The sequence below is a fragment of the Achromobacter sp. NPDC008082 genome (assembly GCF_042957345.1).
Lineage (GTDB): Bacteria > Pseudomonadota > Gammaproteobacteria > Burkholderiales > Burkholderiaceae_B > Achromobacter > Achromobacter kerstersii_A.
This window is the reverse complement of record NZ_JBIBIB010000001.1, coordinates 1538403-1553258: the sequence shown is the minus strand read 5'-3', so window position 1 is coordinate 1553258 and position 14856 is coordinate 1538403. Positions and strand designations below refer to the sequence as shown.

At 63.3% G+C, this 14856-nt stretch carries 15 protein-coding genes; 8 read left to right on the top strand and 7 right to left on the bottom strand.

All coding sequences use genetic code 11. The annotated features are described in order from the left end of the window. Nucleotides 1–19 precede the first annotated feature (19 nt). Genes ACFZAI_RS07020 through ACFZAI_RS07010 form a run of 3 tightly spaced genes read right to left on the bottom strand, consistent with a single transcriptional unit; the run spans nt 20 to nt 2694 of the window. Nucleotides 20–823: a shikimate dehydrogenase family protein gene (locus ACFZAI_RS07020; protein WP_391566219.1), complete on the bottom strand. Its 804-nt coding sequence runs from the start codon at nt 821–823 to the stop codon at nt 20–22. A 26-nt stretch (nt 824–849) separates the two neighbouring features. After that, nucleotides 850–1836: a transketolase family protein gene (locus ACFZAI_RS07015; RefSeq protein WP_391566218.1), complete on the bottom strand. Its 987-nt coding sequence runs from the start codon at nt 1834–1836 to the stop codon at nt 850–852. Next, nucleotides 1837–2694 (bottom strand): transketolase, encoded by an 858-nt coding sequence (locus ACFZAI_RS07010; protein WP_391566217.1) that lies wholly within the window; start codon nt 2692–2694, stop codon nt 1837–1839. A 125-nt stretch (nt 2695–2819) separates the two neighbouring features. On the opposite strand from ACFZAI_RS07010, the gene ACFZAI_RS07005 reads away from it, so the two are divergent. Both ACFZAI_RS07005 and ACFZAI_RS07000 read left to right on the top strand, forming a co-directional pair. Next, on the top strand, nt 2820–3524 hold the full coding sequence (locus ACFZAI_RS07005; protein WP_054427898.1) for a GntR family transcriptional regulator: 705 nt from the start codon (nt 2820–2822) through the stop codon (nt 3522–3524). Nucleotides 3525–3533: 9 nt separating this feature from the next. Next, on the top strand, nt 3534–4604 hold the full coding sequence (locus ACFZAI_RS07000; RefSeq protein ID WP_391566216.1) for a glycerol dehydrogenase: 1071 nt from the start codon (nt 3534–3536) through the stop codon (nt 4602–4604). Nucleotides 4605–4650: 46 nt separating this feature from the next. Here ACFZAI_RS07000 and ACFZAI_RS06995 read toward each other — a convergent pair whose 3' ends face one another. Genes ACFZAI_RS06995 through ACFZAI_RS06985 form a run of 3 tightly spaced genes read right to left on the bottom strand, consistent with a single transcriptional unit; the run spans nt 4651 to nt 7317 of the window. Further along, nucleotides 4651–5586 (bottom strand): 3-keto-5-aminohexanoate cleavage protein, encoded by a 936-nt coding sequence (locus tag ACFZAI_RS06995; protein WP_391566215.1) that lies wholly within the window; start codon nt 5584–5586, stop codon nt 4651–4653. Beyond that, the gene (locus tag ACFZAI_RS06990; protein WP_391566214.1) at nt 5579–6535 is read right to left on the bottom strand and encodes a 3-hydroxyacyl-CoA dehydrogenase; all 957 of its coding nucleotides are present in this window, start codon (nt 6533–6535) and stop codon (nt 5579–5581) included. The genes ACFZAI_RS06995 and ACFZAI_RS06990 overlap by 8 nt, the downstream gene beginning before the upstream one ends. Then, nucleotides 6535–7317 (bottom strand): SDR family oxidoreductase, encoded by a 783-nt coding sequence (locus ACFZAI_RS06985; protein ID WP_391566213.1) that lies wholly within the window; start codon nt 7315–7317, stop codon nt 6535–6537. The genes ACFZAI_RS06990 and ACFZAI_RS06985 overlap by 1 nt, the downstream gene beginning before the upstream one ends. Before the next feature lie 331 nt (nt 7318–7648). Between ACFZAI_RS06985 and ACFZAI_RS06980 the strand changes: the two genes are divergently transcribed. From ACFZAI_RS06980 to ACFZAI_RS06955, 6 genes are all read left to right on the top strand, one after another. Continuing rightward, nucleotides 7649–8848 carry an ABC transporter substrate-binding protein gene (locus ACFZAI_RS06980; protein WP_391566212.1) on the top strand — a complete coding sequence of 400 codons (1200 nt, stop codon included), beginning with the start codon at nt 7649–7651 and terminating at the stop codon, nt 8846–8848. A 121-nt stretch (nt 8849–8969) separates the two neighbouring features. Next, entirely contained in the window at nt 8970–9836 is an 867-nt protein-coding gene (locus ACFZAI_RS06975) for a branched-chain amino acid ABC transporter permease (RefSeq protein ID WP_006227849.1), read from the top strand. A gap of 22 nt (nt 9837–9858) precedes the next feature. Then, a complete protein-coding gene (locus ACFZAI_RS06970; RefSeq protein WP_391566211.1) occupies nt 9859–11640 on the top strand; it encodes an ATP-binding cassette domain-containing protein in 1782 nt (593 codons plus the stop codon). Further along, the gene (locus ACFZAI_RS06965; RefSeq protein ID WP_391566210.1) at nt 11633–12337 is read left to right on the top strand and encodes an ABC transporter ATP-binding protein; all 705 of its coding nucleotides are present in this window, start codon (nt 11633–11635) and stop codon (nt 12335–12337) included. Before ACFZAI_RS06970 ends, ACFZAI_RS06965 begins: the two co-directional genes overlap by 8 nt. A 16-nt stretch (nt 12338–12353) precedes the next feature. Then, complete coding sequence (locus ACFZAI_RS06960) at nt 12354–13349, top strand: NAD(P)H-quinone oxidoreductase (RefSeq protein ID WP_391566209.1); 996 nt, start codon at nt 12354–12356, stop codon at nt 13347–13349. Further along, nucleotides 13346–14113, top strand: coding sequence for an SDR family oxidoreductase (locus ACFZAI_RS06955; RefSeq protein ID WP_391566208.1), 768 nt, complete (start codon nt 13346–13348; stop codon nt 14111–14113). The genes ACFZAI_RS06960 and ACFZAI_RS06955 overlap by 4 nt, the downstream gene beginning before the upstream one ends. An 80-nt stretch (nt 14114–14193) precedes the next feature. Here the strand turns inward: ACFZAI_RS06955 and ACFZAI_RS06950 are convergent, their stop codons facing one another. After that, nucleotides 14194–14856, bottom strand: coding sequence for a thiopurine S-methyltransferase (locus ACFZAI_RS06950; protein ID WP_391566207.1), 663 nt, complete (start codon nt 14854–14856; stop codon nt 14194–14196).

The following is a 14856-nucleotide window of genomic DNA, read 5'->3' as shown; positions in this document are numbered from 1 at the left end:
CCTGATGTGGGCTGCATGGCTACTTGGCGGACGTTACGCCCAGCATCTCGGCCATCAGTTCGATCTGGCAGGCCAGCATCGGCGCGCCGTAGTGCACCTTGCAGCCCTTGGCTTGCGCGGCCAGCAGCAGCGCGGTGTCCTTGGGCTGCATGATGACTTCGCACACCAGTTGATCCGGGCTCAGGCGCGCGGTGTCCAGCGGCAGCGCATCGCCTTCCTTCATGCCCAGCGAGGTGCCGTTGACGACGATGTCATGGCCCGACGGGTCGGGCGTGCCTACCGAGATATCGGCATCGGGATGCAGCGACAGAATGCGCGCCTTCAGGTCTTCGGCCTTGGCCGGCGTGCGGTTGGCAATCGTCAGGTGCGACACGCCCGCCTGAACGAGCGCAAAGCCGATGGCGTTGGCCGCACCGCCGGCACCCGCCAGATAGGCGCGCTTGCCTTGCACCGTGACGCCTGCGGTCAACAGGCCGCGCACGAAGCCTTCGCCGTCCAGCATGTGCGCCGTCAGCCGGCCATCGGCATCGCGGCGCACCACATTGGCCGCGCCGATTTTTTGCGCGACGGGCGTCACCTCGTCAACAAGGTCCAGGATGGCCGTCTTGTGCGGCATGGTGACGATGACGCCGCCCAGATTTTCCAGCCGGCGCAGGCCGTTGACGACGTCGGCCAGGTTGTCGGGCCGCGCGTGAAACGGCACGCACACGCCGTCAAAGCCGAGTTTGTCGAACAGCTCATTCAAGCGCTGCGGCGTCTTCACGTGATGGATGGGATCGGCCAGGATGCCGAACAGGCGGGTGTTTCCGCTGATTTCCTTCATGGGGTCTCCGGGATGTTGTGGTCGTATCAGGATTTGATCAGGGCTCGCGCCACGTCGCTAATGCCGGCGGCGTCAAGCTGGTAGTGGGCGTACAAGGTGGTGGGCGGCGCGATCAGGCTGTACTCGTCATAGATGCCGTGGCGGCGCAGACGCGTGCCGGTGCCGGCATCCGTCAACACTTCAGCCACGGCCGAGCCCAGCCCGCCCAACACGTTGTGCTCTTCCACCGTCATCATCAGGCGGGACTGGCCAGCGGCGGCCAGCACGGCGTCGCGGTCCAGCGGCTTGATGGTGGGCATGTCGATGACGCCGACCGACAAGCCTTCTTCTCGCAATTGCTCGGCGGCGGCCAGCGCGGCGTGCAAGGTGATGCCGCAGGCAATGATGTTCAGGTCGCTGCCGCTTGAATGCACGATGGCGCGGCCAAATTCGAAGGGCGCGCCGTCTTCGTACACCTGTGGGTCGCGGCCGCGGCCGATGCGGAAGTAGATCGGTTCAGGCCAGTTGACGGACGCCTTGATGGCCGAGGCCAGTTGCGGGCCGTCGGCGGGCGACACTACCGTCAGGCCCGCCAGCGCGCGCATCGTCGAGATGTCTTCGGTGGCGTGGTGCGACGTGCCGTAAAACCCCAGGCTGATGCCGGTGTGGTGGCCAATGAGCCGCACCGGCAGCTTGGTGTAAGCCACGTCCATGCGGATCTGCTCGCAGCACAACAGGCCCAGGAAGGACGCAAAGGTGGCGACGAACGGCATCATGCCGGTGGTGGCCAGGCCGGCCGCCGCCGACACCATGTTCTGCTCCGAGATGCCGAACTGGATGTAGCGGTCGGGATAGGCCTGCGCGAAACGGTTCAGGCCATTGGAATATTGCAGGTCGGCCGAACCCGCCACAACCGGGTGCCCGGCTTGCGCCAATTCGATCAACGCATCGGAAAGATAGGACAGCCCGGGGTTCACCGCATTCAGGGCGCGGTACTGCCAGGAGTCGGGAGAGAGAACTTGTGCCTGTGCCATTCAGATCTCGCGGGAAAGAATTTCGTCGACGGCGCTCTGCGCATCTTGCGGCGCCAGATAGCCCAAGTGCCAGCCCGGCTCGGTTTCCATATAGGAAACGCCTTTGCCCTTGATGGTCTTGGCGATGACGCAGGCGGGCTTGTCGCGCGTGTCGTCCGCGCGCAGGCGGCGCAGCAAGGCGGTCAGCGCGTGCAGATCATGGCCGTCCACTTCATGCACGTCCCAGCCGAAGGCCTGCCACTTTTCCTTTAGCGATTCCACGCCCATCACGTCATCCACCTTGCCGTCCAGCTGGTAGCCGTTGCGGTCGATGATGGCGATCAGGCGCGACAGCCGGTTGTGCGCGGCAAAGAGCGCCGCTTCCCAAACCTGCCCTTCCTGCATCTCGCCGTCGCCCAGCATGACGAAGACATTGAAGTCGCGCTGGCTCATGCGCCCGCCCACCGCCATGCCGACGCCGTTGGACAGCGCATGCCCGATCGAGCCCGAGCTGAAGTCCACGCCCGGCACCTTGCTCATGTCGGGGTGGTCGCCCAGCGGGCTGCCCAGGCGGGTGTAGCCGTCAAGCAGGTCGCGGCCGATGAAGCCGTGATCGGCCAGCACCGGGAACAGGCCGACCGCAGCGTGCCCTTTGCCCATCAGGAAGCGGTCGCGATCCGGCCACTGCGGCTCGCCCGGGCGCAAGCGCATCACGTCGTAGTACAGCGACGCAAAAATTTCGGCGCACGAGAACACCGAGCTGTAATGCCCGACCTTCGCGATTTCGATCAGTCTGATTGTCTCCAGCCGGATGTAGCGGGCCTTTTCCCGCAGCATCCCGACTTCCCCCTCGGTGGGGGCCTCCTGGTTGTGGCGCATGGCGCGTCCTTTCTTCGTTAGGATATATGATATATAATATACCCATTGTGCTCGGATTGGCTATGGCGGGCTAGAATTCATCCCGGATTCACCCGTTCCCCTCATACAGCAAGCTCCGAAACGTCATGCCCAGCCTCAAACCGGTCAAGAAAGAGAACCTCTCCGTCAGGGTCTACAACGAAATCCGCAATGCCCTGATCAACGGGCAGTACGAACCCGGCGAACGCCTGATCATTGGCGAACTGGCTCAGGAAATGGGCGTGTCGATTACGCCCGTGCGCGAAGCCATCTTCCGTCTCATCAGCGAACAAGGTTTGGAAATGCAGGCGGCCACGGCCGTCTATGTGCCTTACGTCAATTCGGAAAAATTGCGCGAGATCCAGCAGATTCGGTTCCATCTGGAAGGCATGGGCGCGGCCGAAGCCGCGCAGAACATCACGCGCAAGCAGCTGGACAACCTGATCGCGCTGCAAAAGGATTTCATTTCCTGCACGTCGACGGACCCCAAGCGCGCCAGCTACCTGAACCGCAAGTTCCACTTCGGCATTCTGGAAGCCAGCAACAAACCCATCTTGCGCAGCACCGTGGAATCGTTCTGGGTCATTACCGGCCCCATCCTCAAGGTGTTCCACATCAAGACCGCCGGGCTGGACTATTCCGAAAACGAACACCGCCACGAAGCCGTGCTTGAAGCATTGGAAGCGCGCGATTCCGAAGCCGCGCGCAGCGCCATCCAGGCCGATCTGGTCTGGGGCGGCAAGATCATGATCGACTGGTTGGTCGAACGCGAAAAAGAGCTCGACTACCGCCCTCCCGTGCCACGCAAATAGGAAGACTTCATGCTGAAGATTTTTGGCGCTCCCTGCCGCTACATACAGGGGGCGGGCGCCCTGGACTCCCTGGGCCAGTACGCCGCGCTGTTCGGACAACGCGCCGCCCTGGTCATCGACCGCTACGTGCATGGCGTGCTGGGGTCCAGAATCGAAAGCCTGTGCGCCGATCACAACGTGGCGCTGACGCCCCTGATCGTAGATGGCGACCTGACGCCCGAATTGATTGCCGAGCTGCGCGCGCAGGCCGCGCCCGCCGGCATCGACATGGTGATTGCGGTGGGCGGCGGCAAGTCGCTGGACGCGGGCAAGGCGGTGGCGAAGTCGTCGCATTGCCACCTGATCACGGTGCCGACGGTGGCCTCCAACGACGCGCCCACCAGCAAGAACTACGTGCTGTACGACGCCCATCACAATCTCCTGGCGGTGGAACACATGCTGTTCAACCCCACCATCGTGCTGGTGGACACCGCCATCATCGCGACCGCGCCCGTGCACTTCTTCCGAGCCGGCCTGGGTGACGCAATATCGAAAAAATTCGAAGCCGAGCAATGCCAGCGCAACGGCGGCAAGAACATGTATGACGGCGCGCCCCTGCTGTCGGCGCAGCTGATTGCCGACGGCTGCCTGCGCACGCTGCTGGCCGATGGCGTGGACGCCGTGGCCGCGGCCGGCACCGGCGAACCCACGCCCGCATTCGAACGCGTGGTGGAAGCGATGATCCTCATGAGCGGTCTCGGTTTTGAAAGCGGCGGCCTGTCCATTGCGCATGCCCTGACGCGCGGGTTGCCCAAGATCGGCGGCGTGGGAACGGCGCTGCACGGCTTGCAAGTTGCGGTTGGCTTGCTGGTGCAGCTTGACCTGGAGCAACGCAACGACGGCATGCTGGCCGACCTGACGCAGTGGTACGCCCAAGTCGGTCTGCCCACTACGCTGCGTGAACTGGGCGCGGCCGACATGCCCAGCGACGCCGACCTGACGCTGGCGGCCGAACTTACGTTGAACGCCCGCCATGCCGCCAACTTCGATCGCGTGCTGGACGTCGCCACGCTGACCGAGGCGCTGCGCCGCCACACTTGAAATCCCCCGGCAGCCGGCGCCCACGCGCCGGCCCGCCGTCTTCCGATCAGAACGCCACGTGGTCCCGGCCCTTCAGGCCGAGCTTGGCGCGCGCCTCGTCAGGCGTCGCCACTTCCAGGTTCAGCGCTTCCACAATGGTGCGGATGCGTTCCACCTGCGAGCGGTTGGATTCCGCCAACTGGCCCGGCCCGATCCACAACGAATCTTCCAACCCTACGCGCACGTTCGATCCCATGGCCGCGCCAATCGTGGCTAGCGGCATCTGGTTGCGGCCGGCGCCCAGAATCGACCATTCATAGTCGTTGCCGAACAGGCGGTCGGCCGTGCGCTTCATGTGCATCAGGTCTTCGGGGTGCGGGCCAATGCCGCCCAGAATGCCAAACACCGACTGAATGAACGGCGGCGACTTCACCAGCCCACGGTCCACGAAGTGGGCCAGGTTGTACAGGTGGCTGATGTCGTAGCACTCGAACTCAAAGCGCGTGCCGTTGGCGTTGCCCAGGGTCAGAATGGATTCGATGTCCTGATAGGTATTGCGAAAGATCAGCGAGCGGCTGTTCTCCAGATGCTCACGTTCCCAGTCGTGCTTGAAATTCTGAAAGCGGTCCAGCATCGGGAACAGGCCGAAGTTCATCGACCCCATGTTCAGCGACGCCAGCTCGGGCTTGAACGTCGTGGCCGGACGCATGCGTTCTTCCACCGTCATGTGCGGGCTGCCGCCGGTGGTGATGTTGATGATGGCGTCGGTTTCGTTCTTGATGCGTTCCAGGAAAGGCTTGAACAGCGCCGGGTCTTGCGACGGCTTGCCCGTTTCCGGATCGCGCGCATGCAGGTGCAGCACCGCCGCGCCCGCCTTGGCCGCGCCGATGGCGGCTTCCGCGATCTCATCAGCCGTGACCGGCAGATGCGGCGACATGCTGGGCGTGTGGATGGCGCCCGTCACGGCGCAGGTGATGACGACTTTCTGTTTCGGCTTAGCCATGATGGTCTCCGTCCTCTTGTTTGTGGCGCATCAAGCGCATCAGTTTTTCATCGCGCCAGAAGCGGCGCTTGCCCAGGTCTTCCTGCGGCAGCAGGCTGCGGCGTTCTTGTTCCAAGGCATCCACCAGCGCGCCTTCCCACGCGACGCATTCGCGTTGGTCCGCGCCAATCGACTGGTATAGGCCACCGTAACGCGCGCAGTAATCGGCGATACCGCCGGGCGCGTTCAAGTCGATGGTTTCAAACGGCCCCATGAACGACCAGCGTAAGCCCAGGCCGTCTTTCACCGTGGTGTCGATGTCTTCAGCGCTGGCGATGCCTTCCTTGGCCAGCCGGAAGGCTTCGTGCAGCAACGCGCCTTGCAGGCGGTTCAAGATGAAGCCTTCGATTTCGCGGCGCACGCGAACCGGCTTCTGACCGATGTCGGTCATGACCTGGCTTGCGCCCTCAAGCGCCGCCGCATCCGTCCACGGTGCGGGGCAAAGCTCCACCACCGGAATCAGATACGGCGGGTTCACCGGATGCGCGACCAGGCAGCGATGCCGCCCGGCCAGGTGCTCGGTGAATTGGCTGGCGGGAATGCTGGATGTCGAGCTGCCGATGATCGCGTCCGGCTCGGCCACGGCGTCCAGTTCCGAGAACAAGGCGCGCTTCACGTCCAACTTTTCTGGCGAATTCTCTTGGATGTATCGGGCGCCCTTGACCGCGTCGGCCAGGCTTGTGGCGACATGGACCCGTTCAATAATGGCGTCGGCGCCCGTGACCAGGCCTTGCGATTCCAGCTCGCGCAGCTGTTGCAGAATCAGCGCGCGCGCCTCGGCCAGCATGGCTGCGTTGACATCGAACAGACGCACCGACCAACCCATGCGCGCGAAGACGATGGCCCATCCCTGGCCGATCAGGCCCGTGCCGATGATGGCGGCGCAGCGCACCGCGTTCGTGGCGGCCATCAGTAAAGCTTCTGCGTGAAGCCGTCCACCACGATGGCCTGGCCCGTGACGCTGCGGGCGGCCTCGCTGGCGTTGAACAGCACCATGTTGGCGATATCGCGCGCGGTCACCATGCGGCCCAGCACGGCCTGGTTCTCGTACTGCGCGGCGATCTCATCCACCGGACGGCCCAGCGTGTCGGCCTTGGCGGCGATAACGGCGCGGATGCGCGGGCCTTCAACCGCACCCGGCAGGATGGCGTTCACGCGAATGCCGTGGGCGCCAAGCTCGATCGCCAGCGACTTCGTGAACCCAATCACCGCCCACTTGGACGCCGAATACACCGAGCGTCCGGCAAAGCCCAGATGACCGGCGGCGGAAGACAGGTTGATCATCACGCCCGCCTTCGATTCCTTCAGCATGGGAATGGCCTGGCGGGCGCACAGGAACTGGCCCGTGATGTTGACGGCCAGCGTGCGGTCCCAGTCGGCCTTGGACAGGGACTCGACATAGCCCGTAGGCCCCGCTACGCCCGCGTTGTTGATCAGGATGTCCAGCCCGCCCAGTTTCTGCTTGACCGCAGCAAACAGCGCGCCCACGCTGTCTTCGTCGGACACGTCCGCCACGGCGGTATGCACGCCGGGCAGTTCAGCAGGCAGCTCGGCCAGCCGGGCCTGATTCACGTCGCACACGAAAACCGTGGCCCCTGCGTGATGAAACACCTTGGCCATCTCCAGGCCCAGACCATCCGCACCGGCGGTGATCAGGACCCGTTTTCCGGCGAAATCGACTTCCTCGAACATGCTGTTGTCTCCTGGGTTTTATGGAAAATCGCGCGTTTGATCATATACGATATATGATAAAACCCAATTTTTTCTTGTAAGAATTCCACCACGCGGCTCGTCCTAAAGGTGCCGTCCGCCTGGCGGAATATTGCGGTTCATTTCCCATCAAATCGGCCGCTAAGGCTTTATTCACGCGGCTTTAGGGAATTCCCCGATTCGGCCTGAAGCCGCCGACACTAGAATCCACTTCGGGGTTTTTGTACCTGACCGGCGCATATATCATATATTTAAAAAAGACGGACAACACAAAAAACAGTCCGCATCCCAAACCGACAAAGGAGCGAAGACAGTGTTCAAGTTCAACAAGATTATTGTGGCGCTGGGCGTGTGCGGCGCACTGGCAAGCGGCACCGCAGCGGCCGACATGAAAGTGGGCGCCCTCTTCCCGTTCAGCGGCGCGCTTGCGCTCCTGGGACAAGAGAGCTATCGCGGCCTGGAGCTGGCCGTCAACGAGATCAACGCCGCGGGTGGCGTCAACGGAGAGAAGATCGAAATCGTCAAGGCGGACGCGGTGGACCCGACGCAAGCCGTGTCGGAAACCAAGCGCCTGATTTCGGCCAATGTGGTGGGCGTGTTCGGCAGCTACGCATCGGGCATCTCGTACGCGGCTTCGCCTGTGACGGAACTGGCCGGCGTGCCGTACTTCGAACTGGGCGCCACCGCCCACAAGATCACGACGCGCGGCTACAAGTACCTGTTCCGCAGCAACCCCAACACGGCGCTGTATGGCGTGTCGGTGGTCAATGCCCTGCACGACACCATTGCCCCGGGCATGGGGCTGAACCCCAAGGACATCAAGATCGGCATCATCCACGAAGACGGCCCTTATGGCACCGACGTGGCGGCGACCGAAAAGAAGCGCGCGCAGGAACTTGGCTACACGGTTGCCGAAGTGCTGCCCTATTCGGCCAAAACGGTTGACCTGTCGTCACTCATCCTGCGTTTGAAGGGCGCCAAGGTGGATGTGGTGTTGCAAACGGCCTACCAGAACGACGCCATCCTGTTCTTCAGCCAGGCGCGCGCCGCGGGCTTCAAGCCCAAGGTCGTGATTGGCGCCGGCGGCGGCTACTCGCTGGCGGATACCGCCAAGGCGGTGGGCGCCGACATGAATGGCGTGTTCGATCTGGACTTCCCGCAGTCGTCCATCAACCCGGCCGGCGCGCCGGGCCTGGACAAGTTCCTGGAAGCCTACAAGGCCACCTACAAGAGCGATCCGCAATCCGGCCACAGCCTGACCAACTACGTCGGCGCCAAGGCCTTCTTCGAAGCCATCGGCAACGCCAAATCCACCGACAAGGACAAGATCCGCGCCGCGGTCATGGCCTACAAGAAGCCCGCCGGCCAGACGGCCAACGGCTGGGCTTTCGACTTTGGCGAAGACGGGCAGAACAACGCCTCCACGTTCTACGTCATGCAATGGCAAGACGGCAAGCTCGTCACCATCGCGCCCAGCAACCTCGCACTTGGCAAGCCTGTCTTCAAGAAATAAGCGCGACGCCAGTGATCAGGCGCTCGGGGGCGCCTGACGATTCCCGGGTTATGCGCGCCCCGGCGCGGCCGCTATCCAAGCGGCCGCGCCGGGGCGGCATCCCGCTCTAAGAGGTTGCACCATGGATATCTTCATTCAACTGGTCATCAATGGCCTGTTGCTGGGTGGCGCGTACACCATCATCAGCCTGGGGCTGACACTGATCTTCGGCGTCGTGCGCGTCGTGAACTTTGCGCATGGCGAGTTCCTGATGATCGGTATGTACCTGGTTTATCTGATCGCAGCGCAATTCGGCGTACATCCTTATGTGGGACTGGTTCCGGTGGCCGTCATTCTGTTCGCGCTGGGTGCGCTGACGCAGAAGGGCATCATCCAGCCGCTGCTCAACGCCGACCAGCACATACAGATTTTCGCGACAGTGGGCGTGTCGACCATCCTGCTCAATCTGGCGCTGGTGATCTTCGGCGCCAACGTGTATCGCGCACCCGTGGAGCTGGGTACCAACGCCATCGACGTCGGTAACTACTCGATGGTGACGGGCCAGTTGATCACCTTTGTGGTCGGCATCAGCCTGGCCGTGCTGCTGCATCTGTTCATGCATCGCACCTACCTGGGACGCGCGCTGCGCGCCGTGGCTCAACACCGCTATGCCGCCACGCTGATGGGCGTGAACGTGAACAACGTCTACGCCATCGCCTTCGGCCTGGGCACCGCATTCGTCGGCATCGCCGCCGGCCTGCTAGCGCCGCAGTACCCGGTGTTCCCGACCGTTGGCACGTACTTCGTGCTGACCGCCTTTGTGATCGTGGTGCTGGGCGGCCTGGGCAGTTTGTACGGCGCCGTCGCCGGTTCCATGATCATCGGCATCGTCGATACGCTGGCCGGTTATTACATCGCCCCCGACCTGAAAGAGGTCGTGTATTTCGGGATCTTCCTCTTGATCCTTGTCCTGCGTCCGAACGGTTTGTTCGGCGTCGGCACCGAGTGATCAACGCCACAAGGAGCGAGACGTGTTTCCCGACTTTAGAAGCCCCAAAGCCTACGTCAGCCTGATTCTGCTGATCGTGATGTTCATCGTGCCCGCCGTCATGGGCACGCCTTTCTGGACCAATCTTTTCGTTCTGCTGTTCGTGTTCTCGTCGCTGTCGGTGGCGTGGAACATCGTGGGTGGCTACGCGGGACAGCTGTCGCTGGGCCATGCCGTGTTCTACGGCATCGGCGGCTATACCGCGACGCTGCTCACGCAGAACTTCGGCATTTCGCCGTGGTTCGGCATGTTGGCGGGCGCGGCGATTTCGGCCGCCGTCGCCATCCTGATCAGCTACCCCACGCTGCGGCTGCGCGGCCCGTTCTTCGCGCTGGCCACCATCGCCATTCTTGAAGTGGTGCGGCTGCTGGTCATCCACGAAGAAAGCTGGACGGGCGGTTCAAGCGGCATCAGCCTGCCGCTGAACATCGGCTGGGCGTGGATCGTGTTCCGCGAAAAGATTAACTACGTGATCATCGCGTTCGGGCTGTTCCTGTTCGTGACGTGGGTGTCCTGGTACATCCGCAAATCGCGTATCGGCCACTACCTGATCGCCATTCGCGAACGCGAAGACGCAGCGCTTGCCGTGGGCATTCCCACGGTGCGCGTGAAGATCATCGCGGCCGTCGTGTCGGCCATGCTGACCAGCATCATCGGCACGTTCCACATCACCTACCTGACGTTCGTGGACCCGAGCTCTGCGTTCTCGCTGGAGCTGTCGATTCAAGTCGCCATGTTCGCGTTGATTGGCGGCCTGGGCACCGTGGCCGGCCCCATCGCCGGCACCTTCCTGGTGCTGCCCATTGCCGAGCTTGCGCGCGGCTGGCTGTCCAGCGTGGGCAACGGCATGCACGGGCTGATCTACGGCCTGATTCTGGTGGCCGTGGTGCTGACCATTCCGCGCGGTCTGGCCGGCGCGTTCGGCCCGGCTATCGAACGCATGCTGGCGCGTCTGCCTTACCTTGGCACGCCCAAGAAGAAGCTGCACCTGGCGGACGAGCTGCGCATGCATAACGCCACGCGATCTGAGCAGCCCGTGCTGAAGGCCGACAAGCTGTTCAAGAGCTTTGGCGGCCTGCGCGCCACCAACGACGTGTCGCTGACGCTGAACCAGAACGAAATCCTGGGCATGATCGGGCCGAACGGCGCGGGCAAGACCACGGTGTTCAATCTGCTGTCTGGCTTTTTGTCGCCTGACAAGGGCGGCATTTCGATGCGGGATGCGGACGGCAATTGGGTCACGTGCAAGACGCCCGACGAGTTCGCGCACAAGGGGCTGGGCCGCACGTTCCAGATCGCCAAGCCGTTCACGGGCCTGACGGTGCTTGAGAACATCATGCTGGGCGCGTTCATCCGCACATCCAGCCGTGACGAAGCCGAGCAGATTGCGCTGAAGGTGGCCGAGCAGACGGACCTGCTCAAGTATCTGAACACCGAGGCGCGCAGCCTGACCGTCGGCGGCATGAAGCGTCTGGAGATTGCCCGCGCGCTGGCCATCAAGCCGCGCATCCTGCTGCTGGACGAGGTGATGGCGGGGCTGAACCCTACCGACATTGAAAAGTCGATCCAGATGATCCGCCGCATCCGCGATTCGGGCGTGTCGGTGCTGCTGATCGAACACATGATGCAGGCCACGATGGCGCTGTCTGACCGCATCATCGTCCTGAACGAAGGCGCCGTGCTGGTCAGCGGCGCGCCGAAGGACGTGGTCGAGAACCCCGCCGTCATCGAGGCCTATTTGGGCAAGGAGTACCAGGATGCTTAAGGTGTCGAATCTGTCGTCGGGCTATGGCAAGAGCCAGGTGCTCAACGGCCTGAATTTCGAGGTCAACGCGGGCGAAATCGTGACGCTGATCGGCGCCAACGGTGCGGGCAAGACCACGACGCTGAAGACGCTGTGCGGCGTGATTCCCGCCATGCAGGGCAAGGTCGAGTTCGAAGGCCATGACCTCACCAACCGCAACCCCTACGACATCGTGGACGCCGGGATCACCATGATTCCCGAAGGCCGCCAGTTGTTCCCGCACTTCACGGTGCGCGACAACCTGTTGATGGGGTCTTACAAGCGCGCGGCGCGGCCGATCGTGCAGCGCAAGCTGGACGAAGTGCTGCGCATTTTTCCGCGCGTAAAGGAACGCCTGTCGCAATACGCCGGCTCGTTGTCAGGCGGTGAACAGCAAATGGTGGCCATTGCACGCGGCATGATGGCCGACCCCAAGCTGCTGGTGTTCGATGAACCTTCGCTGGGCCTGTCGCCGCTATTGGTGCAGCAGATGTTCGACATCATCCGCAACGTCACGTCCCATGGCGTGACGGTGCTGCTGGTGGAGCAGAACGTGTTTCGCACCTTGCGGCTGGCCGACCGCGGCTATGTGCTGGAGAACGGCGCCATCGTGCGCACCGGCACCGGCGCCGAGCTGCTTAGCGACCCCCACGTAAAGAAGGCCTATCTGGGCCATTGATGATCAGGATTCCCTTATGTCCTTACGCTGCACATTCATCGACCACGGCAAGGGCGGCGCGCCCGACTGCATGCACATCGCCGAACGCGATATGGACGCGCCCACCGGCCGCCAGGTACTGATCGAGGTGGCTTATGCCGGGGTCAACCGCCCCGACGTGCTGCAACGCTCGGGCTCGTACCCGCCTCCCCCGGGCGCATCGCCGTATCTGGGGCTGGAAGTGTCCGGCACCGTGGTCGCCGTGGGCCCCGGCGTGACCGCCTGGAAAGTAGGCGACGCCGTCTGCGCGCTGACGCCGGGCGGCGGTTACGCGCAGTACTGCCTGGCCGACGAACGCCATTGCCTGCCGGTGCCGCGCGGCATGGACTTGCTGTCCGCCGCCGCCATCCCCGAAAACTACTTCACCGTCTGGACCAACGTGTTCGACCGCGCCCGCTTGTCGGCCGGCGAAAAATTCCTGGTGCACGGCGGCTCCAGCGGTATCGGGCTGACGGCCATTCAACTGGCGCGCGCCTTCGGCGCCGAAATCTGGACGACGGTGGGCAATCCTGCCAAGGCCGAGGCCTGCCTGAAAGCGGGCGCGCACCACGCGCTGCTTTACCGCGATGCGGACTTCGAAGCGGAAATCCGCCAAGCCACCAATGGCGCGGGCGTTGACGTCATTCTGGACATGGTGGGCGGCGCCTACATCAACAAGAACATCCGGTCGCTGGCCCTCAACGGCCGGCTGGTGCAGATTGCGTTCCTGGAAGGCAGCAAAGCCGAGATCGATGCGCTGCCCATCATGACCAAGCGGCTGCAATTCACGGGCTCGACCCTGCGCCCCAGATCGGACGACGACAAAGGCGCCATCGCGCAATCACTGGCGGAAAAAGTCGTGCCGCTGATGGAGCAAGGCCAGTGCCTGCCGCTGATTCACGAAGTGTTCCCGCTGGCCGAGGCCGCGCGCGCGCACGCCTTGATGGAAAGCAGCAAGCACATCGGCAAGATCATGTTGAAGGTGCGGGCATGAGCGGACGCTTTCAGGATCAGGTCGCTATCGTGACCGGCGCCGTGGGCGGCATCGGGTCGGCGATTGTCGAGGGCTTTCTGGCCGAAGGCGGCCGCGTGGGCCTGATCGATTTCAACGCGCAAGGCGGACAAGCGTACGAAAAGACATTGCGCCAACACGGCCACGACGCCGTCTTCGTGCCGGCTGACGTGGCGCACTTTGACCAATGCCAGGCCGCGTACGAGCGCATTACGTCAACGCTGGGCGCGGCCACCATTCTGGTCAACAACGTCGGCATCTCGCCCAAGACCGAGGGGCGCGCGCTGAAAGTCTGGGAGATGCCGCCCGGCGAATGGAACAACGTGGTCGCGGTGAACCTGAACAGCGTGTTCTACATGACGCATCTGGCCACGCCGCACATGGTCAAGCAGCGCCAGGGGCGCGTGATCAATATGTCGTCCGTGGCCGGCAAGGCGTATTGCGACATCGTCGCCGCGCATTACGCGGCGACCAAGGCCGGGCTGATCGGCCTGACACGCCACTGGGCGGCCGAGCTGGGCGAGTTCGATGTCACGGTGAACGGGCTCGCGCCGGGGCGCATCAGCACGCCGCTGCTGAAAAGCGTGCCCCAGGAAATCAACGACGCCGTCACGCGCGTGACCGCGTTGCGCCGGCTGGGCACACCTGAAGAAGTGGCCGATGCCTGCCTGTTCTTCGCGTCCGATCAGGCAAGGTTCGTCACCGGCCAGGTGCTGGATGTGGCGGGCGGCTGGTTGATGACGTAAGCGCCCTGCCCATGAAAAAAAGCCCGTTTGCGAAAACGGGCTTTTTCAATGGCGGCGCAACGTTGCTGACGCAACACGTGTCAGGCGTCTTGCACACCCAATCGGTACACGACCGTATCCAGCCGGCTGACGCCCGCGCTCTGGAACTTGGGTTCTTTATCAAGAATGTCGCGGCGGTCGATGATGACCGCGGGCGACACGCCGGTGAAGATCGCCTGCACCTCGCTGTCCAGCACCGCAAACGGCGGCCCCGCCATTTCTTCCTGCGGGTAGTCCAGCGTGATCAGCAGCCCCCGGCTGGCGGGCGACAACTGTCCGTAGACGTGCCGCACGTATTCAGCGCGCATGTCTTCAGGCAAGGCGACAAGCGCGGCGCGGTCATACGCGCCCACGCAGTGCGACAGCAGCTGCGCATCCAGTTTGAAGATGTCGCCGCAGATGATCTCGATGTTGCCCGCCACATAGTGCTTGCCGTAGACGGATTCATGCGTCACGGGCCGCAGCTCGTTCTCGGTGAAGAACTGGTCCACCGCGAGCTGCGAGAGTTCAACCCCCAGCACCGAATGCCCCTGCGCCGCCAGCCAGACCATGTCCAGCGATTTCCCGCACAGCGGCACCAATACCCGTCCACCCTTCGGTACGGCCAACGTGGGCCAATACTTCTGCAAGAGCGGCGTGATTCGGGTTTGATGAAAATGCGTGCGCCCTTCGCGCCAGCGTTCCAACCAGAATTCTGCGTCCAT

Excerpts from the sequence above, each read along its gene's own strand:
- ACFZAI_RS06995 (WP_391566215.1), bottom strand. The coding sequence starts at position 5,586 with ATGGCTAAGCCGAAACAGAAAGTCGTCATCACCTGCGCCGTGACGGGC.
- ACFZAI_RS06965 (WP_391566210.1), top strand. The coding sequence starts at position 11,633 with ATGCTTAAGGTGTCGAATCTGTCGTCGGGCTATGGCAAGAGCCAGGTG.
- ACFZAI_RS07015 (WP_391566218.1), bottom strand. The coding sequence starts at position 1,836 with ATGGCACAGGCACAAGTTCTCTCTCCCGACTCCTGGCAGTACCGCGCC.
- ACFZAI_RS07005 (WP_054427898.1), top strand. The coding sequence starts at position 2,820 with ATGCCCAGCCTCAAACCGGTCAAGAAAGAGAACCTCTCCGTCAGGGTC.
- ACFZAI_RS06990 (WP_391566214.1), bottom strand. The coding sequence starts at position 6,535 with ATGGCCGCCACGAACGCGGTGCGCTGCGCCGCCATCATCGGCACGGGC.
- ACFZAI_RS06975 (WP_006227849.1), top strand. The coding sequence starts at position 8,970 with ATGGATATCTTCATTCAACTGGTCATCAATGGCCTGTTGCTGGGTGGC.
- ACFZAI_RS06955 (WP_391566208.1), top strand. The coding sequence starts at position 13,346 with ATGAGCGGACGCTTTCAGGATCAGGTCGCTATCGTGACCGGCGCCGTG.
- ACFZAI_RS07020 (WP_391566219.1), bottom strand. The coding sequence starts at position 823 with ATGAAGGAAATCAGCGGAAACACCCGCCTGTTCGGCATCCTGGCCGAT.
- ACFZAI_RS06960 (WP_391566209.1), top strand. The coding sequence starts at position 12,354 with ATGTCCTTACGCTGCACATTCATCGACCACGGCAAGGGCGGCGCGCCC.
- ACFZAI_RS06950 (WP_391566207.1), bottom strand. The coding sequence starts at position 14,856 with ATGGACGCAGAATTCTGGTTGGAACGCTGGCGCGAAGGGCGCACGCAT.
- ACFZAI_RS06985 (WP_391566213.1), bottom strand. The coding sequence starts at position 7,317 with ATGTTCGAGGAAGTCGATTTCGCCGGAAAACGGGTCCTGATCACCGCC.
- ACFZAI_RS07010 (WP_391566217.1), bottom strand. The coding sequence starts at position 2,694 with ATGCGCCACAACCAGGAGGCCCCCACCGAGGGGGAAGTCGGGATGCTG.
- ACFZAI_RS07000 (WP_391566216.1), top strand. The coding sequence starts at position 3,534 with ATGCTGAAGATTTTTGGCGCTCCCTGCCGCTACATACAGGGGGCGGGC.